21 protein-coding genes and 1 tRNA gene are annotated in these 26,852 nt (G+C 56.7%); 13 read left to right on the top strand and 9 right to left on the bottom strand.

The features are described from left to right. Positions 1–202: 202 nt before the first annotated feature. Positions 203–1,066 carry a hypothetical protein gene (locus M5R41_05435; GenBank protein ID MCZ7555828.1) on the top strand — a complete coding sequence of 288 codons (864 nt, stop codon included), beginning with the start codon at positions 203–205 and terminating at the stop codon, positions 1,064–1,066. A 19-nt stretch (positions 1,067–1,085) separates the two neighbouring features. On the opposite strand, the gene M5R41_05440 is transcribed toward M5R41_05435, so the two are convergent. The 3 genes from M5R41_05440 to M5R41_05450 form a co-directional block, all read right to left on the bottom strand. Then, positions 1,086–1,643 carry a plasmid pRiA4b ORF-3 family protein gene (locus tag M5R41_05440; GenBank protein MCZ7555829.1) on the bottom strand — a complete coding sequence of 186 codons (558 nt, stop codon included), beginning with the start codon at positions 1,641–1,643 and terminating at the stop codon, positions 1,086–1,088. Positions 1,644–1,964: 321 nt separating this feature from the next. After that, complete coding sequence (locus tag M5R41_05445) at positions 1,965–2,609, bottom strand: ferritin-like domain-containing protein (GenBank protein ID MCZ7555830.1); 645 nt, start codon at positions 2,607–2,609, stop codon at positions 1,965–1,967. Between the two features lie 195 nt (positions 2,610–2,804). Next, positions 2,805–3,755, bottom strand: a complete 951-nt coding sequence (locus M5R41_05450) for an NmrA/HSCARG family protein (GenBank protein MCZ7555831.1) — start codon at positions 3,753–3,755, stop codon at positions 2,805–2,807. A 501-nt stretch (positions 3,756–4,256) separates the two neighbouring features. Between M5R41_05450 and M5R41_05455 the strand changes: the two genes are divergently transcribed. After that, positions 4,257–4,901, top strand: a complete 645-nt coding sequence (locus M5R41_05455; protein ID MCZ7555832.1) for an energy transducer TonB — start codon at positions 4,257–4,259, stop codon at positions 4,899–4,901. Between the two features lie 135 nt (positions 4,902–5,036). On the opposite strand, the gene M5R41_05460 is transcribed toward M5R41_05455, so the two are convergent. Continuing rightward, on the bottom strand, positions 5,037–6,200 hold the full coding sequence (locus M5R41_05460) for an ATP-binding protein (protein MCZ7555833.1): 1,164 nt from the start codon (positions 6,198–6,200) through the stop codon (positions 5,037–5,039). Positions 6,201–6,408: 208 nt separating this feature from the next. Here M5R41_05460 and M5R41_05465 point away from each other — a divergent pair, with 208 nt between their 5' ends. After that, on the top strand, positions 6,409–6,858 hold the full coding sequence (locus tag M5R41_05465; protein MCZ7555834.1) for a MaoC/PaaZ C-terminal domain-containing protein: 450 nt from the start codon (positions 6,409–6,411) through the stop codon (positions 6,856–6,858). Positions 6,859–6,970: 112 nt separating this feature from the next. Here M5R41_05465 and M5R41_05470 read toward each other — a convergent pair whose 3' ends face one another. Next, positions 6,971–7,816 (bottom strand): hypothetical protein, encoded by an 846-nt coding sequence (locus tag M5R41_05470; protein ID MCZ7555835.1) that lies wholly within the window; start codon positions 7,814–7,816, stop codon positions 6,971–6,973. A 136-nt stretch (positions 7,817–7,952) separates the two neighbouring features. Further along, positions 7,953–8,026 (bottom strand) — tRNA-Arg (locus M5R41_05475). Positions 8,027–8,259: 233 nt separating this feature from the next. Between M5R41_05475 and M5R41_05480 the strand changes: the two genes are divergently transcribed. The 4 genes from M5R41_05480 to M5R41_05495 all read left to right on the top strand — a co-directional run bounded on the left by M5R41_05480 (position 8,260) and on the right by M5R41_05495 (position 14,825). Continuing rightward, entirely contained in the window at positions 8,260–10,011 is a 1,752-nt protein-coding gene (locus M5R41_05480) for a tail fiber domain-containing protein (GenBank protein MCZ7555836.1), read from the top strand. A 332-nt stretch (positions 10,012–10,343) separates the two neighbouring features. Continuing rightward, positions 10,344–11,795, top strand: a complete 1,452-nt coding sequence (locus M5R41_05485) for a tail fiber domain-containing protein (protein ID MCZ7555837.1) — start codon at positions 10,344–10,346, stop codon at positions 11,793–11,795. Positions 11,796–12,127: 332 nt separating this feature from the next. Next, positions 12,128–14,026: a tail fiber domain-containing protein gene (locus M5R41_05490; protein MCZ7555838.1), complete on the top strand. Its 1,899-nt coding sequence runs from the start codon at positions 12,128–12,130 to the stop codon at positions 14,024–14,026. Between the two features lie 13 nt (positions 14,027–14,039). Beyond that, positions 14,040–14,825: a T9SS type A sorting domain-containing protein gene (locus tag M5R41_05495; protein MCZ7555839.1), complete on the top strand. Its 786-nt coding sequence runs from the start codon at positions 14,040–14,042 to the stop codon at positions 14,823–14,825. 394 nt (positions 14,826–15,219) lie between these two features. Here M5R41_05495 and M5R41_05500 read toward each other — a convergent pair whose 3' ends face one another. Next, on the bottom strand, positions 15,220–16,230 hold the full coding sequence (locus tag M5R41_05500) for a MerR family transcriptional regulator (protein MCZ7555840.1): 1,011 nt from the start codon (positions 16,228–16,230) through the stop codon (positions 15,220–15,222). Positions 16,231–16,408: 178 nt separating this feature from the next. Here M5R41_05500 and M5R41_05505 point away from each other — a divergent pair, with 178 nt between their 5' ends. From M5R41_05505 to M5R41_05530, 6 genes are all read left to right on the top strand, one after another. Further along, on the top strand, positions 16,409–17,773 hold the full coding sequence (locus tag M5R41_05505; protein ID MCZ7555841.1) for a DUF4397 domain-containing protein: 1,365 nt from the start codon (positions 16,409–16,411) through the stop codon (positions 17,771–17,773). A 46-nt stretch (positions 17,774–17,819) separates the two neighbouring features. After that, positions 17,820–18,323, top strand: a complete 504-nt coding sequence (locus M5R41_05510) for a fasciclin domain-containing protein (protein ID MCZ7555842.1) — start codon at positions 17,820–17,822, stop codon at positions 18,321–18,323. 214 nt (positions 18,324–18,537) lie between these two features. Beyond that, positions 18,538–20,667: a YCF48-related protein gene (locus M5R41_05515; protein MCZ7555843.1), complete on the top strand. Its 2,130-nt coding sequence runs from the start codon at positions 18,538–18,540 to the stop codon at positions 20,665–20,667. 590 nt (positions 20,668–21,257) lie between these two features. Next, positions 21,258–21,512 (top strand): helix-turn-helix transcriptional regulator, encoded by a 255-nt coding sequence (locus M5R41_05520; protein MCZ7555844.1) that lies wholly within the window; start codon positions 21,258–21,260, stop codon positions 21,510–21,512. Next, positions 21,509–21,838: a HipA N-terminal domain-containing protein gene (locus M5R41_05525; protein MCZ7555845.1), complete on the top strand. Its 330-nt coding sequence runs from the start codon at positions 21,509–21,511 to the stop codon at positions 21,836–21,838. The genes M5R41_05520 and M5R41_05525 overlap by 4 nt, the downstream gene beginning before the upstream one ends. Beyond that, complete coding sequence (locus tag M5R41_05530; protein ID MCZ7555846.1) at positions 21,835–22,800, top strand: HipA domain-containing protein; 966 nt, start codon at positions 21,835–21,837, stop codon at positions 22,798–22,800. The genes M5R41_05525 and M5R41_05530 overlap by 4 nt, the downstream gene beginning before the upstream one ends. A 252-nt stretch (positions 22,801–23,052) precedes the next feature. On the opposite strand, the gene M5R41_05535 is transcribed toward M5R41_05530, so the two are convergent. Continuing rightward, positions 23,053–24,627 (bottom strand): DUF1566 domain-containing protein, encoded by a 1,575-nt coding sequence (locus M5R41_05535; protein ID MCZ7555847.1) that lies wholly within the window; start codon positions 24,625–24,627, stop codon positions 23,053–23,055. A gap of 262 nt (positions 24,628–24,889) precedes the next feature. After that, complete coding sequence (locus tag M5R41_05540; protein ID MCZ7555848.1) at positions 24,890–26,563, bottom strand: aryl-sulfate sulfotransferase; 1,674 nt, start codon at positions 26,561–26,563, stop codon at positions 24,890–24,892. Positions 26,564–26,852: the final 289 nt, after the last annotated feature.

Genomic DNA, 26,852 nt, shown 5'->3' on the forward strand with positions numbered 1-26,852 from the left:
GATGCAAAATAAAATCCCATCCGGCTTTTTTTTTGCGTCGACGCCGATGCATCTGCGTACTCTGCCGTTTTACGCACGACGTTTCGACGGGAACGCACGACGTTCTTCCCTTGTTGCTTTTGCATCACGATCTTCGTCTTTCATCACCCGCGGTACTGCGCTGGCCTATCCCCGTACCATTCATTTTCCCGGCGGAACACTCATGAAGAACATCGCATTCGTAGTCCTTTTCCTGCTCCTGCTCTCCCCTCTTGAGCTTTCCGCGCAATGCTCCGATGCCGGCGCATGCAGTATCGGCGGAAGCATGCACGAACAGGAATCCGATGCCGCAAAGCACTCGCTGACGCTTCGCTACGGTTACGGCCAAAGCGGCAAAACAGACGAACTCCGTTTCCATGCGCTGCAGCTCGAAGCAGATATACAAATCCTGACACACTCAAGCCTCGGAGTCCGTCTCCCGTGGACGAAGGTGGAAGGACCGCGCGGGAGCGCGAGCGGCATCGGCGATCTGCTGCTGATCTGGGATCAGCAGCTGTGGACCGCTGACGACATCGCATTGCATGCGCAAGGCGGGGTCAAACTTGCTACCGGCGAAGACAATGCCGAAGCGTTACCGCAAAGCTATCAACCAGGCTTGGGGACCAACGATCTCCTCTTCGGACTGAGCCTGGCATACAGCCGCTGGCACGTTGCCGCGGCATACCAGTACAGCCCCGGACGCAGCGCCAACGCGATCACACGTCTGCGCCGCGGTGATGACATCATGCTGCGGGGCGGGTATGCAACAGATATTTCGGATATGCATGTCGGGATCGAGCTTCTGGCCGTCAAACGGCTCTCTCTCTCCAGCGTGCTCGATGCGACCGCCGAAGGTGGGGAGATCTTCCTGGACGTCCCCGGCAGCGATCAGTTCCAGCTCAACCTTGCCGCTCAGGCCTCACTGCCGCTGTCCGACGTCCTGTCCGTGCTCGCGCATACCGCCGTACCACTGCTCAAACGCGAGGTGAATGTGGACGGACTCACAAGGGCGCTGACCGTGTCCGCCGGTCTGCGCATGCACTTCTGAACTTCGGCGGACCCGTGCATCAGTCGAACGAATAACGTGAGAGGTCGCGGTTGACGGTGTCGGGATCGAAGAATGCTTCGTCGAAATTGTCGCCGATCCATTCACGGAAAAATCCGTGTTCCTCATGCGTTGGATCGTTGATTGCTTTGAGAAACGCGTAAAATCCCGGTATTCCACCCACATCCTCCGGCGGGCAAGCGAGCGCACCATCCGAACAACGCGGGTAGAGAATATCCGGATCCGGGTCCTGAATGTTTTCAAGCACAATGTCGTGAAGCCAGCCATCGCCGAAATCATATTCGTAGGTGATGCGGTCGCTGGTCTGACGCAGAAGGTCATGAACGCGCACGGTTGATGCTTCCACCACACCAAAGGCGTCCGGCGCGGCCGCATCCGCGTAAAAATCCTCACCCGCTCTGAATTGATACAGATGCTGATTCTGCCATCCCATGACGATCTGCAGCGCTTCGTGCAGTTGCCGGAGTGTCATATCCCCGCGCACGAGAATGCGCCGCCAAATGGGAGGATCACTGTACTGGAGAGTGATGTGAAGCTGACAGATCTTTGATTGAGACATGATGACCCGGATGATTGTGTGGCGTCAGGATTACGAATGAAAACATAGTGACAAGCGGTGTTCGGATGCAAAGGGCTGTCCGTTCATCCGTCATCCGCCACCCGTCTCCACTCTTCCGGACAATCCCTTCAATTACGGCAGGATTTTGACACCGCGTTTCCGTTGTGGTACGGTGGCAGCGCGGAATATTGTGTTTCGCGTTTGTGCTCACGATGGAGTTTCCTGAAGAAAGCATGTTGATCGTTGGAAGCATATATTCCGCTTTTCGACGATGTTCGCCGCCATGCGCCGCATCCCGTTGCGAACGCTGCATGCACGTCGTTATGCAGCTTCATCAGGGAAGTGCGACAGTCGCTTCAATCGCGGGTGCAGAAAGAACAACGGCAGCTTCACCAGCACGAGCGAGTAGTGAATCCAGTAATCGGTGAGGCGTTCCTGTACGCCCGGCGCATGACTGCCGCGCTGTCGCAGCCAGCGCTGATACGGCAGGCAGTGCGAGGGTTCATCCCGTTCGATAATACGGAAAATGCGAACGAGGCGTGCATCCCGACGCAGTATGCGCGACCGCAACAACACGTCAACCTGCCGCATGCCGCGAAATTCCGTGATCATGATCAGACGACACAAGCGGAAAAACAACGCGTCGTCCGCCAGGATCTCGGCGACATCGAGATCATCGAGCGAGGTCCGGAAAATGAACAACACGAACTGATCGATATACCCGAAGGTGGAGTCCACCGCGAGCGGTGTGCTTTGAAGCGCCTGGAAGTAGCGTTTGAACATGAGATAGTGTTTACGCTCATCGCGCGTGTGCTTCTCGACCGCTGCGATAAAGACGCTTTCCTCGGGATATTTCAGCCGAAGCGCCGCGAGCAAGCGCTCGAGCCCGCGATACGCCTGATACTCGTTGAAGAGATACACCGAGGCGAGCACGTCATGATACCGTTTGGTGAATGCTGTATACATCGGACGTCTCACGCGCGTGTGCTGCAACATGGTGCGTGCGCGAGGGAAATGGTGTTCGGCACGCCCGCCTGCCCGCATGACACGAAGCTGACACCGCGTGCCGGGCGCACGGAGGCACGCGCGCCCGGAAAAGGAAAGCGGATGGACGCAATCGCAGGATCACATCCATCCGCCATCGGTAGACGGGTGACCGCCTCAGCCAAGTGGAATGCGATCCTTGTTCAGCATCACCCATTCCTCGAAGGACTGCAGCGCGGGATTCAGGGAACGCGCTTCCTCGATGTTGCGGACCTCGCAGAAATAGTCGTTGAAATCGCGTTTAAACTGAAACATGTTGCCCACATCATCCGCACCCGGGAAACCGAAGCTGCGGTACACCTCGGGCTCCACCGCATTGTAGCGCACCTGCTGCCCGAGGGCTTTCCCCAATTCAGAGGCCATTTCCGCGACGGTGGGATGTCCGCCTGCTATGCCCACCGCCTTGCCGATGTACGCATCACCCCGTTTGAAAATACCGTAGGCGCACTTTCCAATATCTTCGGCCGCAATGCCGGGCAGCCGTGCGTCACCCATGCACATGGTCAGCCCGAGTACGCCGTCAGGACCTTTGGTGGGATTCATGCCGAAGTAAATGAGATTTTCCCAGTAAAATGATGTCAGCAGCAGCGTGGTCGGCACACCCCGGTCCAGAAACGCGGCGTTCGCCTCGCCTTTCGCATCGAAATGAGGCACCTTGTATTTCTCCATCAGCGTGGGCATGCTGTTATCACTCAACGGCAGCCACTTTCTCGTATCCTCGAGCGTGGACCAGATGACATGCGACACCCCGGCCGCCTTCGCCGCTTCAGCCATGTTCTGCGCCTGTGCGAGCTCTTTTTCCGGCGAAAAATGCTCCCAGAAATTCGTGACACAGTAGGCACCATGGGCACCGTTGAATGCCTGCTTGATACTTTCCACATCGTCGAGATCCGCCTGCACGACTTCTGCGCCCATGGCTTTTAATGCCTGCGCTTTGTCCGATGCGGCGTTGCGCGTTATGGCGCGGACGGTGAACGAACTCTCCGTATCGTTGAGAATGGCGCGGACGAGTCCCCCACCCTGCGCACCGGTGGCGCCGGTGACGGCTATGATTTTCTGTATCGACATAGTATTTCCTTCCGGATGAATATGAAACGTTGTTTGGATCGGAGTATCGGCCGCAATCGTCTGCGGTCTGCCGGCATATGCGCCGGCCACAAGGATTTCCGCCTGATGCACTGTATGAGTGTTGAAGAAGAAATATGGGATTATTCTGTATCGAAGTCAAGGCACCGCGGCGGGAATACGAATACGCGCACAGTGCTCTGATCACCGACGTTATCACCGGATATCGTCATCTCATTCAGAATGAATGAAGCGCATTGGGCCGCTGTTCGGGTTCGTACCATCAAGGATCAGCGGCACGCGTCCACGACCAGCGGATGCGAGTTTTGGACAATGTGCATCGCGCGTCAGTACCGGGTGGAACAGTAGTATTCACCGTTCTCTCTTCTCACGGCTCCGGGTATCTTGCCGCAAGCGAGTGATTGACATGCTCCCTGCGTTGCCGTACATTGGGAAAATCTGATTCGTAGCCCTTTACGCAACCCGGCATGAAAGGAGGTCGTGATGACTTTCAACAGCATCGGAAGGACCGGTATGCGATCAAAAGTCCGTCGCTCCATCAAGGGTAGTCTTCTCGCCGTCGTATTCCTCATTATCGGCGCATTCGGATTTTTCCTTGCCCTCGACAGAGCACCGGTAGGAACCGCTGCAACCGACGAAATCATCAGTGTCCAGGTGATTGAGCGAACCCGACAGCTGCAGCCGCCGCCCCCGCCGCATCATGTACCCATCCCGGCCGAAGCCGTCGGTAAGGTATCGGCACCCGAGGTGGACGCCGACCGCGACGATGCGCAAGGCGCCTCCACACCCCTTTCAAGGCGCACTCAGGATCAACAGGATGCCGATGACGACAGATTCTATCCCATCGAGGAGGCGCCGGAAATCATCGGCGGGATGAGCACACTGAGGAAGCATCTCGTCTACCCCGATTTCGCAGTTCGCGCGGGTATTGAAGGATCCGTTACCGTCCTCGCGTACGTCAACAAGGAAGGTATCGTGATGCGGACAGAAGTTTTGCGCGGCATAGGCGCTGGTTGCGACGAAGCCGCCATGGACGCCGTCAGAAAGGTACGTTTCAAACCTGCGGAGCAGCGGGGCAAACCCGTAAACGTGAAGGCCTCCGTTCAGGTCAGTTTCCGTTTAAAGTAATCACAGATTTTACGCGACTGCAGTGTTGCGTCCATACGAACCGGGAACGCTTGCTTCGTGCACTGTGGCAGCGACGCAGAGGGGCCGCCTGACTCTGAATACGGGTTCAGTCGTCGCGAAAACAGTACTGCGCTGTTATCCCTCCGCCTCCGTAAACAGCTCGCCCGGCGTCGCCAGCGTAGCGAGCGGCACGACCTCTACGCGATCGCTCAAGGGATAGCGTTTGGATCCCGGGTAGACCACAGCCACCCGCTCGAGACCCAGATCCTCCATGGCGATGCGTATCGATGGCGTCAGTTTCGGCGCGTCGCGACGCTTGCACTCGACACCAAATAGTTTGTCCCCCCGTCGTAACAGCAGATTCATTTCCGCGCCCTGATGCGTGGCCCAGAACCAGGCATCGTCGTGCGCCTCGGTCGCGAGTATATGCTCGATTACGAAGCCTTCCCACGAAGCACCCTGCTTGGGATGGGAGTACAGCGCATTTTCATTCGAGATGCCGAGGAGCTGATGCAATACGCCGCTGTCGCGGATGTAGATTTTTGGCGACTTCACCTGGCGTTTACCCAGGTTGGCGTGCCAGGGCTGAAGCTGCCGGACCATGAGTGCGTCTGTCAACAGGTCGAGATAGCGGCGTGTCGTCGACGGACTGACCCCGAGCGCTTTCGCAGGTTCTGTCGCCTTCCAGATTTGGCCGTGGTAATGGGCGAGCATGGTCCAGAAGCGCAGCAGGGAGATTGCGGGTACCTGCACGCCCCACTGCGGCAAATCGCGTTCGAGCAGTGATTGAACGAACTGCTTGCGCCAGGCGAAGCTCTCACCTTCGTTCCTCGCAAGAAAGGACCGCGGAAATCCGCCGCGAAGCCAGAGTGCCGTCATCGCGTCCACTCCTGCTTCGTTTAGCGTGAATCCGCCGATCTCGACGCGCTCCATCCGTCCGGCCAGACTCTCGGAACTCTGACGAAGCAAATCGCCGGAGGCACTGCCAAGAATCAGGAAGCGGGCAGTTTTCGATCTCCTGTCCGCCAGCACGCGCAGGATGGGAAACAGATCGGGACGCCGCTGCACTTCGTCTATCACGACCAGACCACTCAGTGGCTCCAGTGCGGTTCGTGCCTCGTCCAGTCGAATGAGGCTCACCGGATCTTCGAGATCGAAGTAATTCGCTGATTCTTCCGACAAAAATTCACGTGCCAGCGTCGTCTTGCCCGATTGCCGCGCTCCGGTCAGGACGGTAACCGGTACGCGACCGAGCGCCGACCGAATCCTTTCCAGTAAAATGTCGCGTGTGATTATCATGACAACAATATACCATGAATATCCTGCATCATGCAACCGTTTTTCATGGTGGCTTCAGGTGGCCACGGACTCGCCCCGGGAGGCATGCGGCAAGCAGCATTCCCGGTCATAGGGCGCCACCCCCTTCCGGCAGGATTGATACCCTATGCCGCTGTGCAACGCCGGGGCGCGTATTGTATGCTTTTCACAACACGAGTACTTTGTGAGCATGTATTTCGACGACTTCCATCCCGGCCTGCACATCGAGACGAACGCGCGCACCGTCACCGAAACGGAACTCGACGCCTTTCTGGATCTCGCCGACTTGCATCTACCCATGTTTCTCGACGACGAAGGCGCACGGGAGGTCGGGCATTCCCGGCGACTGGTCACTGGTCCCATGATACTTGCCGTGGCGCTCGGCCTTGTGCGCGCACATGGCTGTTTCGATCAGGTGGTGGCGGCGCTGGAATTCAATCACGTGCGCTTCCGAAAGGCGGTGCATCCGGGCGACTCCCTGCGGGCCGGGCTCACCGTGCGTGAAAGTCGCCCCACCAGCCATCCCGGCCGCGGATTGGTCATAGTCGATTTTATTGTGCGCAATCAGGAGGACGCGACCGTGCTGGAAATGCAGGGCACGTATCTGTTCAGGAGATCACCGCAGCCGTCCACCCCCTGACCACCCTCTTCCCTCTCCCGCTTCCCTCATTCCCATTCTCTTCGCTCTTCACTCTTCCCTCTTCACTCTTCACCACTCTTTTCACCTCTCTCCACACCATCCGCACACTTCACTATCGCACACTCCACGCTTCATGCCAGGTGCGTCCGGTGACCTTCAATCCGAATTCGTGCGACAGCCGCTCCTGAAGATCGGGAAAATGTCCTACCCCGTACAGAATACCGATGTGCATTTTTCCGATACGGCGCTGTTCACGAAGCACATCAAGCACTCTCTGATTGCGAAGTGGTACACCCCTATCCATCAGGTCCGCAGAATCTTCCCTCTTCAGCAGTCCATCGGCGAACACCCTGCGCAGGGAGAGTCGCATTTCCTGCGGGAGCCCCGAGGGAAAGTTCTCCAGCAAGGCATACATGCGTCTATCGTTCGAATAATCCGGCAAGGAATCCGTGAAACCGGGCAGCAGGATATTCATCTCCTGTTCCGACAGATCCGCATGGACGAAGGTCGGACGCGTGTAGTCGATGCCTTCCTGCTGCCGCATCATCCCCAACAGCGCGGCGAGGTGTTTGTAGGAGCGACGCATCGGTGTGTCCTCGAAGAGATCCTCATTCCTGCGCACGGTGTCCGGTACACTGCCTGTTGCCACCATCTCGAACAGCACCACCTCGCAGGCTGCGGCGGCGCTGTCGATACGACGAAAAAAAGCAGTGTCCGCGACATGCAGCACCGCCAGCAGATCTACCGTCATTCCGTCGTCCGAGGACAAGCGCGTAATCGCCAGCTCCAACGCGGCGGGAGTACCATCGTCCTGAGTACCCAGGCGCATAAAATCCACGCAGTATGTCTGTTGTCCCTTCGCCGTCCCGGACAACAGCGCACCCGTTTGACCGAAGCTGAAAGAGGTGTGCAACAAGCAGAGAAGAATGTTCAAACTGAATAACGGCACAACGGACATACAGGACTCCTGCTACGTATTTCGCGCACAGGTCAAGATGGCAAAACGCCTTCCCCCAAGCAAGCACCCGTCAGGTATACGTCATCAAATCCCCACCATACAGGGAGACTGCAGCAGTATTGTTTGCTTTGATTTGTACCCCCGGGGTGACTCGAACACCCGACCTGCGGTTTAGGAAACCGTCGCTCTATCCACCTGAGCTACGGGGGCGATTAACACCGAAATGTACTGATTTTCATGATGAATCGCCAATGACAGCGTGATTTCTGAATGGAAGATACTTGAATGGAGATGCTGGTCCGCTCGAAGGTCAGCCTGCTGATATTTGGGACATGGATCATCCTATCCCCAAATCCGCAATTGACTTTTCCGCAAAAATGATGTACTATGGCTCCACGATATCCATCTTGCACCTACCACACAACCTCGCGAGGGTCGAAGTTATGAAGAACTTCATCGTCTGCACCTTCCTGCTGCTTGTCCTGACCGCCGTTACGAACGCACAGGACATCGAAACAACACTCTCCGGTAACACCACGACACAGGGATTCACCGTCAAAAGCTTCGCGGGCACACCGTTATTCACGGTGCGGGCGGACGGAAAAATCGGACTCGGCATTCTCAATCCCGACGCGCTGCTGCACGTGGCGGGACAAGTGAAAATCACCGGCGGGTCTCCCGGCGCGGGAAAGTTGCTCACCTCCGACGCCAACGGGCTCGCCACTTGGACTATGCTTTCGTCGTTGCCTCCGGACGGTCCTGCGGGCGGGGATCTCACCGGCAGCTACCCCAATCCCACCATCGCCAACAGCGCGATTACCTCGGCAAAGATCGCCGTCGGGGCAGTGACACTTTCAAAAATCAGCATAGCGGGTGCGACCACCGGCGAAGTGCTCACCTACGACGGTACCAAACTCGCGTGGTCTCCGCCGACTTCTACCGGCGTCACGCTCGACCAGGCATACGACATGGGAGGAGCGGGAGCGGGTCGTACAATTACCGCCGATGCTGGTGCGGTGGTTATTGCCGGTGTGGATGGCTTTCTCGTGACTGCCGGAAGCACCTCGCAAGGTTCGATACCGGCAAGCGGAGCCGGTTCGCGCATGATGTGGTATCCGAAAAAGCGAGCATTTCGGGCAGGCGAGGTACTTGGAACTCAATGGGATGACGCGAACATCGCTGGCTACTCGATGGCGACGGGATTAAATACGACTGCCAGCGGAACGGCGTCAAGCGCGCTCGGGCACAGCACAACCGCCAGCGGTTCGAACTCCACGGCACTGGGATGGCTCACAACCGCTAGCGCACATGCGTCCATTGCAATGGGTTATGGCGCGACAGCTAGCGGCACCTACTCCATAGCGACCGGCCAAAACACAACTGCAAGTGGATCCAGCTCCACCGCGATGGGGGCCGCTTCGATCGCAAGCGGTAGCTACTCCACCGCCATGGGTTCCAACTCCACCGCCAGCGGCAACAGCTCGACCTCGATGGGAAACTACGTCACCGCGAGCGGCAATTACACTACTGCGATCGGGAGATACGCCAGCACCGGTGGTTACGCGGGTTCCATGGCGATCGGGGATAACAGTACTTCCAGCCTTCTGACGAACACCGCTGAAAACCAATGGATCGTGCGATTCGCCGGGGGTATTCGTTTCTATACCAACTCTGCAATGACGATGGGTTCCTATATGAGTCCTAACACGAGCGGGTGGATGTTTATCAGTGACCGGAATAAAAAGGAGAATTTCACAGTGGTAGACGGCGAGGACCTCCTCTCGCGGCTGCGTTCCGTCCCCGTTTCCGAATGGAATTACAAAGGCACGGATGCGTCTATCCGCTATATCGGACCCATGGCGCAGGATTTCTGGCAGGCCTTCCATCTCGGCGGAACGGACTCGCTCGGCATCAACAGTGTGGCCATCGACGGCGTGAATATGGCTGCAATACAGGCGCTGGAAAAACGGACGGCGGAATTGAACGAGAAGACTGCGGAGCTGCAGCGAAAAACGGATGAGATTGCCTCACTCAAGGAGAAGGTCGCCACACTTGAAAATGCTCAGGCACAGTACGCTGCTCAGGCCGCCGAATTACGCCGGCTCAAGAGCGAATTCGACACACTCAGAACTCTTCTCACGGAGAAAACCACTGAGATGAGTGTGAAGCATGCATCGCTCGACGCGGGCAAGTGATAAATGACGCGTGTGTACGCATCTCCAATGTACCGTCCATGTGCATCGACACATGCAGGCACAGCGTTCACCTGCACCGCAGATATTACCCGAGTCTCCATGGTTCAGAGGTTGTATTCCGGCTCTTTCGACACATTCGAGCAAAGCGCATTCAAAACCATCACTCGTCCACGATTCCTTTGGCATGTACCCACGATGGGCCATTCGCTGAATGTTTGCTTCTGACGTATACTACTTTCTCCTCCGATGTTGACTCTGATTGAAATAGTACGCATCTTTGCAGGAGATTTTCCATTATGCACCTACCACACAACCTCGCGAGGGTCGAAGTTATGAAAAACTTCATCGTCTGCACCTTCCTGCTGCTTGTCCTGACCGCCGTTACGAACGCGCAGGACATCGAAACGACACTCTCCGGCAACACCACGACACAGGGATTCACCGTCAAAAGCTTCGCGGGCACACCGCTGTTCACCGTACGGGGGGACGGCAAGATCGGCATCAACATCCTGAATCCCACCGCAGCACTGCATGTGGCGGGACAACTTATAATCACTGGCGGCACACCCGGCGCGGGCAAGGTGCTGACCTCCGATGCGAATGGCCTTGCGTCATGGACATCTCCTGCTTCAACTGGGGTCACGCTCGACCAGGCGTACGACCAGGGCGGCGCGGGAGCGGGTCGCATAATCACTGCGGACGCGGGTGCCGTGGTTATTGCAGGGGTGGACGGATTACTCGTGACCGCCGGAAGCACATCACAGGGTTCGATACCGGCAAGTGGAGCCGGAGCACGTATGATGTGGTATCCGAAGAAGCGGGCGTTCCGGACTGGATACGTGGATGGAGGCCAATGGGATGATGCCAACATTGGAATCAACTCCACCGCGATGGGATACAACACAATGGCCAGCGGCACCTCCTCCACCGCTGTGGGAGGCGCCACAACCGCCAGCGGCGACCGCTCCACCGCGATGGGAGGCGCCACAACCGCCAGCGGCACGCGCTCCACTGCGATGGGGAGTGGCACAATCGCGAGCGGCGAATACTCCACCGCGATGGGGTATTCCACAACCGCAAGCGGCGACAACTCCACGGCTTTGGGAAGCTACGTGAGTACCGGCGGATATCTGGGTGCAATGGCGATGGGAGACAGGAGCACGGCCACGCTTCTCTCGAATACTGCTTCGAACCAATGGGTTGCGCGTTTTGCCGGAGGTATCCGTTTCTACACCAATCCCACCACGACGACAGGTGCCTACATGAATGCCAGCGCCAGCGGCTGGACGAATGTCAGTGACAAGAATAAAAAGGAGAATTTCACAGCTATCGACGGAGAAGCCCTTCTTGCACGATTGCGCTCCGTCCCCGTCTCCGAATGGAATTACAAAGGCACGGACGTGTCTATCCGCTATATCGGACCCATGGCGCAGGATTTCTGGCAGGCCTTCCATCTCGGCGGAACGGACTCCCTCGGCATCAACAGTGTAGCCATCGACGGCGTGAATATGGCTGCAATACAGGCGCTGGAGAAACGGACGGCGGAGATGAACGAGAAGACGGCGGAGCTGCAGCAAAAGACGGCCGAGTTAAAGCAAAAGTCCGATGAGATTGCATTGTTGAAAGAAGAGGTCGCAGCGCTTAAAACATCTCAGGCACAGTACGCTGCTCAGGCCGCCGAATTACGCCGGCTCAAGAGCGAATTCGACACACTCAGAACTCTTCTCACGGAGAAAACCACTGAGATGAGTGTGAAACATGCCTCGCTCGACGCGGGCAAGTGAAAAACGACGCGTCTCTATGAATCTCCAATGTACCCTGCATGCGCATCGATACATGCAGGCACAGTGTTCACCTGCACCGCAGACATTACCCGAGTCTCCATGGTTCAGAAATTGTATACCGGCTCTTTCGACACATTCGAGCAAAGCTCATTCAAAGCCATCGCTCGTCCACGATTCCATCGGCATGTACGGACGGAGGATCGTTCGCTGAATGTTTCCTTCTGACGTATACTACTTTCTCCTCCGATGTTGATTCTGATTGAAATAGTACGCATCTTTGCAGGAGAATTTCCATAATGCACCTACCACACAACCTCGCGAGGGTCGAAGTTATGAAGCACTTCATCGTCTGCAGCTCTCTGCTGCTCATCTTAACCGCCGTGACGAACGCGCAGGACATCGAAACGACACTCTCCGGCAATACCACGACACAGGGATTCACCGTCAAAAGCTTCGCGGGCACACCATTGTTCACAGTGCGGGCGGACGGGAAAATCGGACTCGGCATTCTCAATCCAGACGCGCTGCTGCATGTGGCGGGACAAGTGAAAATCACCGGCGGCTCTCCCGGCGCGGGAAAGTTGCTGACCTCCGACGCCAATGGGCTCGCCTCATGGACTATGCTCTCGTCGCTGCCGCCGGACGGTCCTGCGGGCGGGGACCTGACGGGTAACTACCCGAATCCCACAATCGCAAACAGCGCAATAACCTCCGCAAAGATCGCCACAGGAGCCGTGACGCTCTCGAAAATCAGCACAACGGGAGCGACGTCGGGTGAAATACTCAGATACGACGGTACGAAGATCGTCTGGGATACGCCCTCCGCAGGTGGCGTCACGCTCGACCAGGCATACGACATGGGAGGAACGGGAGCGGGTCGTACGATCACCGCCGACGCGGGAGCGGTGGTAATTGCCGGAGTAGACGGCTTTCTCGCGACTGCCGGAACAAGTTCTCAGGGATCGATACCTGCAAGCGGAGCCGGTTCGCGAATGATGTGGTATCCGAAGAAGCGGGCATTCCGGGCAGGAACTGTGAATGGAAACCAATGGGATGATGCGAATATTGGTGTTATCTCCAACGCAATGGGATCCAACATAACCGCCAGTGGGAACTACTCCACCGCGATGGGATTCGCCTCAACCGCGAGCGGCAGCGCTTCCACCGCGATGGGGAGTAACACAACAGCCAGCGGTGATTATTCCACCGCGATTGGGGCCAGCACAACCGCTAGCGCCAACACGTCCACCGCGATGGGATACAGCACAATCGCGAGAGGCAGCCAATCCACCGCGATGGGAGGCTTCGCAGACGCGAGCGGATTTATTTCCACCGCGATGGGGAATAACACCTACGCGAGCGGTGACTACTCCACCGCGCTAGGCAGGTACACAACCGCCAGCGGCATCTCGTCTACCGCTATGGGGAGCAACACTACGGCTAGCGGCACCAACTCCACCGCGATGGGGGATTACACAACCGCCAGCGCGTATGGCTCCACCGCGATGGGCAGAAACACAACCGCCAGCGGAAACTACTCCACCGCAATGGGATACTACACAACCGCCAGCGGCGAAAGCTCCACAGCTATCGGAAGCTACGTGAGTACCGGCAGTTATCTGGGTGCAATGGCGATGGGAGACAGGAGCACGACCTCGCTTCTTACGAATACTGCTTCGAACCAATGGGTTGCGCGTTTTGCCGGAGGTATTCGCTTCTACACCAATCCGACTATAGCATCGGGTGCCTACATGAATCCCAATGCCAGCGGCTGGACCAATGTCAGCGACCGAAATAAAAAGGAAAATTTCACCGCTATTGATGGAGAAGCCCTTCTTGCACAGCTGCGCTCCGTCCCCGTCTCCGAATGGAATTACAAAGGCACGGACGCGTCTATCCGCTATATCGGACCCATGGCGCAGGATTTCTGGCAGGCCTTCCATCTCGGCGGAACGGACTCCCTCGGCATCAACAGTGTAGCCATCGACGGCGTGAATATGGCTGCAATACAGGCGCTGGAAAAACGGACGGCGGAGATGAGACAAAAGACCGACGAAATCGCCCTCCTGAAAGAAGAGCTTGCGGTATTAAAGACTTCTCTGGAAGTTTTTGAAACCCAGGCCGCGGAAATTCGTCAGCTCAAAAATGACCTCACCGTGCTCAAAGCGCTTCTCACCGAAGCGTCCCCTGCCGGGAGCGTGAAACATGCATCGCTCGATTCGGGCAAGTGAAAGGAGGACTTTCATGAAAACAACATCGCTCTTCTTTATCTGCGTTCTGATCGCGGCTTCCACTGCCTTCGCCCAGCGAGGCCAAATAACCATTCCCGTCGGCGCGCAAATCTCCATCCCGACCCGGGCGCAGCTCTGTGCGGACCGCTACTTTGCGAACCATCCCGGCTATGGCACGTTGAGCTACGGCAACGATCCCGCGCGCATTTGCGGCTCCGTCATCCCGGTGGAATTCCTCAGTCTCTCGGCGTACCATATCAACGGCAATGTCACCGTGCTGTGGCGGACCGCCGCCGAAAGCAATTGCGCAGGGTACGAGGTGCAGCGCTCGCCCGATCAGGCATCGTGGCAACCCACGGGCTACGTCCCCGGCCGCGGCACAACCATGCAGGAACACAGCTACAGCTATGAGGACCTGCTCCCTCCCGGCATTTCCGCAGCGCGGACGCTTTTCTACCGCCTCAGGCAAATCGATTACGATGGCAACTTCGCATATTCGCCCGTGGTGATGGTGAACATCGGCGCTGCGCCGCAAACGCTTGCGCTGCATGCCGCCTATCCCAACCCCGCGTCGGATCGTATATCCGTGCGCTACACGCTGCCGGATGCCGGGTCGGCACGCATCGCCGTGTACGCGATGACGGGGCAGGAAGTACTTTCCATTGATGACGGAGAACTCTCTGGCGCCGGAGAGCATTTCCTTTCGGTGAATACCTCCTACCTGGCGCCGGGTGCGTATTTCATCGAGCTCCTCACAGGCGGCACGCGGCTCGTGCGACCCTTCGTCGTGCGACGATGAGCGTCGGGGCAGCTTGCTGCTCGTATAACTGATTTTTCTACTGTGAAGGGTGCGGCCGGTCAGCCGCACCCTTTACATTGTATGTCCGTCACCCGGGGAGTACGATAATCTGCTTTTCATCCTGGCAGAAGAAGCCTGAATGAAAAGAGAAGCGGTCACTGTGCCATCAATCCTCATATACTACCTGTAAAGTCCCTCTGCGCCTTGGCGTTTCCTGAGCGTAGTCGAAGGGGCGACTTTGCGTTAATTTCTTCTCCCTGAGCCGCAATGGCGCAGAGGGAGAGGAAGTTATCGCTAAGACGCTAAGGATGCCCTGGGCAAAGCGAGACTCACCTTGTCTTCATGGCAGAAGATGCCTGATTGAAACGAGAGATGGGCACCGTGCCATCGATCCTTATACAGTACCCTTAAAGTCCCTCTGCGCCTTTGCCTCTTTGCGACTTTGCGTTAATTTCTTCTCCCTGAGCCGCAATGGCGCGTCCCGGACATCGAGCAGCGGGCCGAGGTCGTCGAGATCGCGAATGATGGCCGCGTCCATCGATTCGAGAGAAGCCGCGTACGCCCCCGCCGCACGTCCTCCCACTGCCACGGCAACGCCACCGGGAAGAAGCGTGGCGAGGCGACGCAAATCGCGGTGCAGCAGAGCATCGTCGGCGGGATAGACGATGCCGAGAATCAACATGCGCGCACTCAATTGACGCACGGCGGCCGCGATTTCCTCCGACGGAAGATTGGCGCCGAGATACACGACATTCCATCCACGCATGGCAACCGTTACTGCCGCGATGAGCGCTCCGAGTTCGTGTACTTGATTCACCGGCGTGCAAACCAGCGCCGAGGGAGCGCTGGGGAAGCGCGGCGCCGCAGCAACGATGGAGCCGAGAAAGGTGCGCACGGCTGCGGTCGCCATGTGCTCGTGCGCGATGCGCATCGTCCCCTCCTGCCATTGACGCCCGAGTGCTTCAAGAAACGGTACGATGACCTCCCCTATCAACGCCTGCTGCGGCAGATGAAGCGAGGCCTGCGTCAGCACATCCTCCAAGGCACGAACGTCCAGCGCGCGGACTGCCGCGAGCATATCGCCCTGAAAATCTCTTCCTTCGGGAGATCCGGTGCTACCCGGATCCGGCACATGCTTCCCGGTGCGTTCTTTCGCGAGAAGCTCTATAAGCGCTTCGTTGCTCAACGCCGCAAGCTCCCCGATGGAATGCCTCAGCTCGATAAGCTGGCGGAGCAAAATCAAACGCTCGATATCCCTGTCGGAATAGAGACGGCGGTTGCTTTCCGTCCGCTCCGGAGACAAAACCTGATGCCTCTTCTCCCACGCACGGATGACATACACAGACACGCCCGACATCTCCGATGCGAGTCTTATGGGGTATTTGTATGTTTGGCTGTCTTTCATTTTGTCTAGTATTTGTATCAAACTTATTGATAAAATGTATGGAATGCAAGCATCATTACGCACTATGCAAAAATTTCTGAAATATTTGTCTAACTACGGAACCATTATTTCTAGACACAGGTTTACAATACCGTAAGCATTACAGAGCTTTTCACTCAACGATACAAAAGGACCAGACATGAAACGGACAATGATTCAGGCGCTTCCTCTCAACATGGCAACGGCATTGCGCATGCCTGCATTTACGCTCCTTCTTCTCACGGCGGCCCTCCTGTCGATGAGCACCACGGGATGCAGCGAGGATGAAGCGACACCTGCAGCTCCGATGACGAACAACGGTCAGTCATCGATTCGCGTTGTGCACACCTCGCACGATGCTCCCGCCGTGGATGTGTGGGTCAACGGGAGCAAAGCCATCAGCAATCTCGCCTACGGTGCGAGCTCAGGGTACGCTGTAGTCAACGCGGGTACGGTCAATGTCAAGGTGGTCCCCGCTGGAGCGACATCTCCGGTAGTTATTGAGGCGAACCTGCCTATCGAACAGAGCAAAAGGTATACGGTGCTGGCAATGAACACGCTCGCCAACATCACTCCGGTGGTCGCCAACGATGCTGATGCCGGCGCGAAAGCGAAAGTACGCTTCATTCATGCATCTACCGACGCTCCGGCTGTCGATATCAAGTTGAATAACGGTGCCGGAGCTTCGCTTTTCGCCAACACCGCATTCAAAGGTGTGAGAGATTTTATTGAAGTCGATGGTGGCTCCTACACGCTGGCCGTCACCGCCGCGGGCAATTCCAAAGAAGTTGTGATCCTTGACAAGGTAACTCTGGAAAACGGCAAGATGTACTCGATCGTAGCACATGGCACGCTTGACGCAAGCGACAACTATCCGTTTGGAGTTCGCGCTTTCATTGACAATGGCGATGGCAAGCTCTTCGCGGATCTCTCCCCCGCGACGGCGCTTCTCAAGGTCATCCACGCCTCTCCCGACGCCCCGGCTGTCGACCTCTACCTCGATGGTGTCTTGTCCGGTTCCAATCTGACATTTCCGAATAATACCGGCTATTTGAGCATCCCCGCCGGAACGCGTGCTATAAAGGTGAATGTGGCCGGAACCATGACCACTGCTATCGGCGCCGACCTCCTGTTCGATGCGGGTAAAAACTACTCCGTCTTCGCGGTCAACCGCGTCGCCAACATCGAAGCGCTGGTGCTGCAAGATGATCTCACGATGCCTGCTGCCGGTCAAGCGCATGTACGCTTCGTGCATCTCTCGTCCGATGCCCCTGCGGTAGATATTACCACCAAGGACGGAACAGTCGTCTTCCCCAACGTGTCCTTCAAGAAATTCACGAGCTTTCTCCCGCTCAATGCAGGATCCTATGATCTGCAGGTTCGTCTGGCCGGGACCTCAACGGTTGTCCTCGATCTGAACGGCATCCGTCTCGACAACGGTAAAATCTACACCGTCTTCGCCCGCGGCTTCGTATCCGGCTCCGGCGGCACGGCTCTCAACGCGCAGATTATCGTCAACAAGTAAAAAATCATCGAACTCAATAACATCACATCAATACAAGGAACACATCATGAAAACTCGCATAGCCTCCATCCTCTTCGGCCTTTTATCCATCGCGCTCTTCGCTCAATCCCCTGTTCAGGCGCACGGCCATGAAAAAGGAAAAAAAGACATTGTGACCGTCGCCGTGGAAGCCGGAAACTTCACCACGCTTGCCAAGGCGCTGACCGCCACCGGCCTTGTCGACGCTCTCAAGGGTAAGGGTCCGTTCACCGTCTTCGCTCCCACGGACGAAGCCTTCGCCAAACTGCCGAAGGGAACGCTGGAAAGTCTTCTCAAGGACACGGAAGCGCTGAAGAACATCCTTCTCTACCATGTGGTCAGTGGCAGTGTGACTTCATCAGAAGTTGTCAAACTCAAGAACGCAACGACCTTGTCGGGTCAGTCGGTCATGATCAGCGTCAAAGGCGACAAAGTGATGATCGACAAGTCTTCCGTCACCGCAGTCGACATTGCCGCATCGAACGGCGTGATTCACGTCATCGATCAGGTGCTGATTCCGGCAACGAAATAACACTCAGAACTCTGTTTTTTTCGAACGCCGCGGAGCTTCTTCGCGGCGTTCGTGTATATTGACATTTCCATGACAATACGCCCGGCTTGGCCGCATAATTTGCTTCCGGAGTCCGCATTCACGATGCCGGATATCCGAGGATCACCAGTACACGACTCACCATTTTGCCAGAACGGAAACGACGCACTTTCACCGACAACCGGAGTAATACCCAATGCTGAACACACGGATACTGACCATTGCAGCCCTGACGATGGCATTATTCCCTTTGACTTCGGTCAGCCAGAATTTCTGGTCACAGACCGACGGTCCTCACGGCGCTTCCGTCAAGTCGCTGGCAATAGCTAACGACGGCTCGCTTCTGGCGGGAACGGAAGGAGGAGGTCTCTTCCGCTCACCGGACGACGGAGAACACTGGGAACGAATATTCGTACAGGTTCTCAACGGCATCACGCCGAAGTACAGCGAAGTTCCTGCAATCGCCCTAAACAGCGCCGGTCACATTTATATCGGCACCTGGGGTGGTGGTATTTACAGTTCGAGAAACAACGGGAACACGTGGAGCGGCGGGTTGCCTTCGTTCACCGGAGTACGTTCGCTGGTCTTCAATGCAAGTGGAGACCTGCTTGCGGGATTCGACGGAGGAAGCTACGCATCCGGGGTATATCGGACTACGGACAACGGCTTCAGCTGGACAAACGTCGGCTTGAAAAGCTATAGACCGAACGCTTTCGCAAAAGGCGAGGACGATACACTGTACGCGTCCTCGAGTTCCGGATGCCACCTATCAACCGATTGCGGTGCTTCGTGGTCTCCTATGGGCTATCTCATACAGAACAGGGACTGCAACTCTATAGCACTTCTCGAGGACGGCACGATTCTCACTGGCACGGACCGCGGTATTTTCAAAACGACAAACAACGGCGTTGAGTGGACGCAGGCGAACAATAATCTGCTCGACACCTTTGTGTTGTCAATCGCCGTCGGGCAGAACGGGACGGTCTTTGCAGGGACGTCGAAAGGGAGTGTCTATGCTTCGTCCAACCGGGGCGGAAACTGGCAGCGCATCAATGAGGGGTCTATCTGGTCTGCGGTAAACGTACTCCTGGCCGATCCAGCACGCGGGCTGTTTGCCGGGACGGCAGGCGGAGGCATTTTTCACACGTCTGACGCCGGGGAGAATTGGATGCGGAAGGACCGCCGCCTGCCCGCCACGCTCGTACGCTCCATGACGGTCGCAACGGATGGACGCATTTACGCCGCTACGGCGGGCGCTGGCGTGCATCACTCTTCCGATAACGGCGAATCCTGGTATTCAACGGCGCTGGACAGTATAGACGCGCGGACGATTTTCGCATATTCCGGCGGCCATTTGTTTGCCGGTGCGGACAGTGGCGTCGTCTATCGCTCTTCGGATGAAGGACAGACCTGGCAACGGATGCTGACAGGCGGCGTCAATGCTGTCCGCTGCTTCGGCATACATTCCACAGGCACGCTTTTCGCAGGAACGTTCGGGGAGGGTGTTTTCCGCTCCACCGACGGAGGTGACAACTGGGCGCCATCGAACGCCGGATTGACGAATATGTATATCTCAGCCACCGCCACGGCTCGTAACGGCAATATAATCGTCGGGAGTTCCTGGGGACTGTTTATTTCGACAGACGCAGGCCTTAATTGGAGGCTCAATTCCACGCTGTCCACCGTCGGCATATCCTCGATATCCGTGACCTCGATGGGCGACCTGATAGCAGTCGCCTCGGCATCTCTTTACAAATCAACGAATCATGGGGTCAACTGGACCAGGATGACGACGGCTTCGACTTCAGGGATTCAGGCGTTGGCAACCGGCCCCGGTGGTCGGATATGGTTCAGCTCCGGACCAAGGTCCTTCAGCAACATTCCCGTAGTGTATGAATCGACCGACGACGGGGTTACATGGACCGACGTTGATCATTCAACGTCCATTCTCTCCCTCGTCTTGACTGCCAACGGCTACCTTCTTGCCGGCACAGACGGCAGCGGAGTGCTCCGTAGCGCAAAAGTGGTGCTTCCGACATCTTCCGATAAGCCCCGACCGCCAGCAGAGTGTCGACTGGAATCCAACTATCCGAACCCATTCAGTAGCCGAACCACGATCCGCTTCACACTTTCCCACCGGCAATCCGTCCGCCTGACAGTGCACAATCTCGCCGGTGAGCAGGTGGCGCAGCTCCTGTCGGGCCAATACGATGCCGGCACTCATTGTGTGGAATGGGCTGTGCCGGAATACCCCGACGGTGCGTATTTCTGTCGGCTGATTGCGGACGGAGCCGTGCAATCAAGCATGCTCATGATCGTTCGGTGAGACGTCGGGAGACCTTGGTAGACTGACGGGAACAGAATGATTTGCGGAGTAAGACCAAACGAATAGACGAGGCGTGATTCACGTCATCGATCAGGTGCTGATTCCCGCAACGAAATAACACTCAGAACTCTGTTCTTTTTCGAACGCCGCGGCGCTTCTCCGCGGCGTTCGTGTATTTAGCAGCCGAAGGGGGCTTGCTCGCTGTCACATTCCCGCTGTTGATTGCCAGGTGGTACTGCCTTCAAAGGGCCGGGCGACATTGACGCTCCGACAGCAGCCACAAGATACACCCGACGGTAGGTATATGATCGATGCCGTGTCGTGGAATGCAGGCGAATATCTGCTGCTCGCGGGATAACAGGCTCTCCGCGTTGTGGAACAGCGATGCAGGCGATGGCATTGCGGAGCCAGACGATATCAAAGTGCGGCTCTACCCAACACGGTACCGTAGCAAGAAGGAGAATATCACTTGCTTTTATACCTTTACGGGTATATGTTAAGGGGTGATATCCATTTTTATACCTGCACGGGTATAACAAGTTCGCAACAGAAGCAATTATACCCGATCAGGTACAATACTCGGTGAGATAATGAACATTCAGCGGTTCGTCAAGGAAAAGCGAAAAGCAACGGGTCTGACACAGCCCGATCTCGCTGAGCGCGCGGGCGTCGGATTGAGATTCGTCCGGGATTTGGAGCAGGGCAAAGCCACGTTACGAATGGACAAAGTGAACCTTGTGCTCCGTACTTTCGGGCACGAGTTGGGGCCGGTACCCATGGATCGCGATCTGCTTTTAGAAAGCGAGACCGGTATCGAACGATCAAAGAAGCGGAGCATGCAATGAGAATCGCAGAGGTATTCATGCACGAACAATACGCGGGGAGACTCATCGAAGATGAGAACGGGTACACGTTCACCTATGATCCAACCTACCTCGCCTCCGGAGGAAAACCAGCAATCAGCCTCACCCTCCCTCTTCAAAAAGAATCATTCGAAAACCCGGTCCTCTTTCCGTTTTTCGACGGCCTGATTCCCGAGGGATGGCTGCTGGACGTCGCCCGCGAAAATTGGAAGCTGGATCCGCGCGACCGCATGGGATTACTTATGACGTGTTGTCGCGACTGCATCGGCGCCGTCAGTGTGCGCGCCACCGGAGAAGCAGGATTATGAACTCTGTGAAACGCTGTCTGTTCTGCTATGCATTGCTCGATGATGAGTCCGGAGATTTTCACCCGGCATGCAGTCGAAAAATGTTCGGCACTCCTCAACCGCCCAAGTTACCGTACTCCGAGTCGGACATGCTGCGTCTGGCGCTGCAGGTAGTCCGCTCGCGGATAGCGGTAACCGGTGTGCAGGCAAAATTGTCGCTCGAACTGGAAAAGGCCGTGAAAAACGTACACGACAGGCGGTTTACCATCGTCGGAATGTGGGGACGTTATACTCTCAAACCTCCGACCCCGCAGTATCCGTACCTGCCGGAAGTGGAAGATTGCACCATGCATTTGGCATCGCTGGCAGGTTTACGCACCGTACCGCACTCACTGATTCGCATGCAATCAGGAAAGCTCGCGTACATCACCGCGAGAATTGATCGCACAAAGGAGGGGCTGCTGCACATGGAGGACATGTGCCAGATTACGGGTCGGCTCACAGAACACAAGTATCACGGCTCACACGAGCAAATTGCGAGAGCCCTCATCCGGTACTCGGCGAATCCCTTGTTCGACGTCGGCATATTCTACGAACAGGTCCTGTTTTCATTCCTTACGGGGAATGCGGACATGCATCTGAAGAATTTCTCGCTGATCGACAGTCCCGGTATCGGCTATGCGCTCGCCCCGGCGTACGACATGGTCGCCACCGCGCTGGTCAATCCGAAGGATACGGAGGAACTCGCGCTGACACTTGACGGCAAGAAGCGGAGCATTTCCCGGCGCAGCTTCGAGAATGCGTGTTATCTCGCCGGGCTGAATGAAAAATCCGTGGGTGCCATGTTCCGCCGCTTTGAGAAGGCGATCCCGCGCTGGATGGAATTCATAGGAATCAGCTTTTTGCCGGAAGCCGTGAAGGAAGAATTCAGGGCGATCATAAAGCAACGCGCCGGGAGAGTGGGGCTCTGTACCGGTGAATAGGAATCCGGATTCTCGTCCGGTGATTTCGTGTATGTCAATACATCCGCTCACCCAATCCGATGTATGCCTTCAACCTGAACCGACGACAACTGTGCACTCGTTCCGCTACATACATCATACAGGCCGAGTGGGGTCGCGCGATATTCTCGCGGGGAGGAAATCTTCATCCATGCCTTCCGCGATATGTCGAAAAAAACAGCCGGACTGAGCGGTAGCATGCTGCGCACACATCCCGGTTTCGCTTCAGACGAATCACCAGACGAGCATACTGCGCATGGACTGCACGCCACCCGCTCGCAGAACGACGGTGTATACGCCTGATGGAATCTGCCGCACGCGGAAAGGGACGCTGTACATCCCGCACTCCTGCAGGCCTTCCACAAGCGTCGCGACGCAGCGCCCCATCGCATCGTACACACGCAGCGACACCTCGCCTGCAGCGGGGAGTGTGTAATTGATCGTCGTCGCTTCGCGGAAGGGATTCGGATAATTCTGCTCCAATCGCGGACTCGCCGGCGTTGTCTCAAGCTGCGACCCATGATCTCCCATTCCGGTGGTGGCCGATGCGTCGCGTACCAGACGCACGTAATTATATATGCGAATCGCGTCCCCCTGCGGACCGCGGCCCTGCGGATAGTCCGCGGGATCGCCCGCTTTGGGATCGGAGCGCTGACAACCGGCGCCGTGCACGTCTATCCACCTGCCGTTCATATAGCCCATTCCCCTGCCGAAGGCCACATACGCTGCGGCGTTTCCGCTGCCGTTGAATGCCGCGTGCGTGGTCGAAGACCAATAACAGGGGTAATCCTGTTCGCCCGCTTCATTCGTGATGCTCGTGCAATCGAATACCGGATCGATGGCCGGAGAATTGCTGCTGGCCGGCGCGCGTGTGTAATCAAGTATGCTCTGAAGCTCCTTGACATTGGGCAGGCGCCAGTCGTTGTGGCCCAGATACGTTTCGTTGTTTTTCTGCGCCGCCCAGGCGAGGGCGTCCTGCCAATTCAGTTTGACGCCGCCGTCGGATTGCGACCACATCAGTCCTGTTGCACGGTCGGTGATAGTGCCATCGCCATTGTCGAAGAAGTCATTGTTGCCGTAGCTCGTGTTGCCCCGCACGCAGAGCACGAAATATGTCGCTGTCCGCCCGCCCGGTCCGGTGGATTTCGGGTAACCTTTGATGCGTCCATCGGCGAAATTGACACCGAACATGGTCTCGCCGCCGCCCATAGTCGTGGATGTGTACAGCGTGCTGCTCGCGTACTGCGCATCGATAATGCGTTCGCCCGCCGCGGGATCTCCGTAAGCGAATCTGAGATACTCCTGATCGAGGAAGGACGTCAATTGCCGCGTGTCGGTACCGTTGTAGCCGGAAGGATCGGTGCCGCGAAAATCCATGAGGGAATACAGCTCCTTGATCGTCGGCAGTCTCCAGTCACTGTAGCCGCCGTGCACCGCAGAATTGAGCGCCACGGGATGAGCCGTGGCCTGCGCGAAGGTGAGCTTATCTGCGGATGAGACAATCCCGTCGCCGTTGGTGTCCGCAGCCCGCTGCCAGGTCAAACCGCTGACGTGGTCGAACACCGTCAAGCCATCGGTGCTCACGGTATAACTCGGCTGATGTCCCGCGTACTGTGCGTCCTGCCCGTGGAAGGGTTGCCCGATTTGCGGCGTCGCTATGACCGCGTTGTTGTTGTAGCTCAACTGCTGATGCGTATCAACCACGGAATACGGCAATTGCTGCGCATGCGTCATCCATGCTGAAAGAGGACAAAGCACCAGGAAGAGTGTATACGGCAATCGTTTTGTTGAACGATGTGAAGCTTTCATGCTGTGTTGCCTCAAAAACCGCTATGTGGGACGCAGTTGCATTTTCTCCGCTCTGCGCCAAAGATGTGTTTGACAGGAAAAGGGTGAGATTCGTTTAATGCCCGCAGTGGAGAGCACGAGCGGCCGCTGATCATACGGCGGACGTCTCCACTGAGAGCGCTCTGCTCCGAACGGCAGTACGATAAAATCGCGGATTCTGTGCGACGCGCATCTTGTTGCATGCTACGTCAAAATACTCCGCCACACGGCGTGGAAACCTGCCTTACTTCAACAGCATCATGGATTTGCTGATCGTGGCACTTCCGCTGCGCAGTCGGCTGAGAAGTATGCCACTCATGATTCCATCCGCATTAAAAGGCAACTCGTAACTACCCGCTTCCAGCACACCATCGATCAGCGTTTGCACTACCCTGCCCATCACATCGGATACAGTCAACACAACATGCTCCCTTTGCGGAATGGAAAAACGCATCGTCGTGACGGGATTGAAGGGGTTGGGGTAGTTCTGATAAAGCGTCACCTCGGAAGGATACCCGGCTTCGCCCTTGACGCCGGTCGGATACAATTCTATCGTTCCGCCAGGTGTGAGATCCCTCCCCGCAACACCGGCGTAGTCGGGCGCATAGCGATTTATTTTGAACACCGTGTTCCGCATCGGTCTGTCTCCCTGCGTCATCGGACCGGTGATACTCACGGGATTGATATACCTCCAGACGATCTCGCCGGCGGCGGTGACTTCAAAAAACACGCCGTCGGGTCCGTCGCAAATCAGGGTGTTCCCGTTCTCCAGGCGTGTCGCACCGGAAACGTTGAGAGCGAAGAACGAGGCCGGCGGTGACGCCTTGTACGTCCACGCCGTTCGGTCGGGACCGAAGGCGGAATCTGTTGCGCGCTCGTAGGAACCATCGGGGGCCAGAGGCGGAACGATCTCCTCGATGGATGAATACGCGCCTCCGGGCCGTCTCGGACCATTGTTGAAAATGAGGATGTTTCCGGCGCCGGGATATCCCGCATCTATCCAGCGCGCATCGTGTTGCGCGAAAAGCTTCTGATCGGTCGCATTCCCCATTTTGTAGGCCTGCGGATTGCCCCAACGATAGAGCAGGTCCCCCCCCTTTCCACGCTTTCCACCCGTGTGTCCCGCCGCTTCCGCTTTCGTGGTACTGTGATCGATAACCCATACCTCGTGTGTCGCATGCACACTGAGAATGATCTCATCGCGTAACGCATTGTATCGCACGGAATTGATATGCAGCCAGTCGTCCTTCATATCGCCGAAATTGATATCGAAGAGTTCGGGATGCTGAGATACGATACCGTAATTCGCCTTTGTCGAATCATAATCCTGCACGAGGTGATCCCATATATCCCACTCCCAGACGATGACACCGCCATTGCTGCCCGTCGGTTGTACTTCTATGACTTTTTCCGACCAGACCTCCGTGTACGTGGCGCCGCTCAGATTTCTCCCCGCCGCGGCGGCTTCCGACAGCGATTTCTTCATCCAGGCAATCAGCAGGATATTCCCGTTGGGCAACACTTCCACGTCGTGATGCGTGCAGTAACTGTCGCTGAAATAGTCGAAACTCCATGTGAGTGTGCCGCTCCAGTCGAAGCGCTCGACGCGGCCCGCGGCGCCACCCGCAGTAAACGGATGGCCCGACTCGGCCGCTGCCGCCCGCAGCAGTGAACCGTCTGGCAGCAACATGGCGGCCTGTCCCGGAAAATAAGCGCTTTTCCATGAGCGCAGCAATTTCCCGTCGTTGTCGATCAGATAGGTCGTGTTGGATCTGACAGGAGCGAACAGCGTATATCCGCGAAACGCCTTCGCTGTGTCATGCAGCAGCATCCCGACAGTATTGGTCTGACCGTGCAGACTCGCGGCGCAGTACAGCAACAACAGAAAGGTGATTCGTGTGAAAGATGTCGTGCGCAAGAGGATCTCCATGGATGAGGGGGGATGGTTTGGGTTGATGCTTGATCGATTAATATCAGAAAACTTCGGTAAAATATGAACCGCGTCGCGCGGCCCGTGGCACAGTTGTTACAAATCTAAAGCCCGCAGCATACGATACTATTGAACCCCAGTCCATGCGCCATGATAGCGGATATGGGATCATGTCGAGACAGGCATGCTCGCATACAGGGGATATGGTTGCTACCCGGCGGTGTAGAATCGTGAAATGCTGCTCAGCGCAGTACACAGGTGCTCCTCACCTTCATAG

Source organism: Bacteroidia bacterium, assembly GCA_027493955.1.
In the GTDB taxonomy this organism is placed as follows: domain Bacteria; phylum Bacteroidota; class Ignavibacteria; order SZUA-365; family SZUA-365; genus JAOSJT01.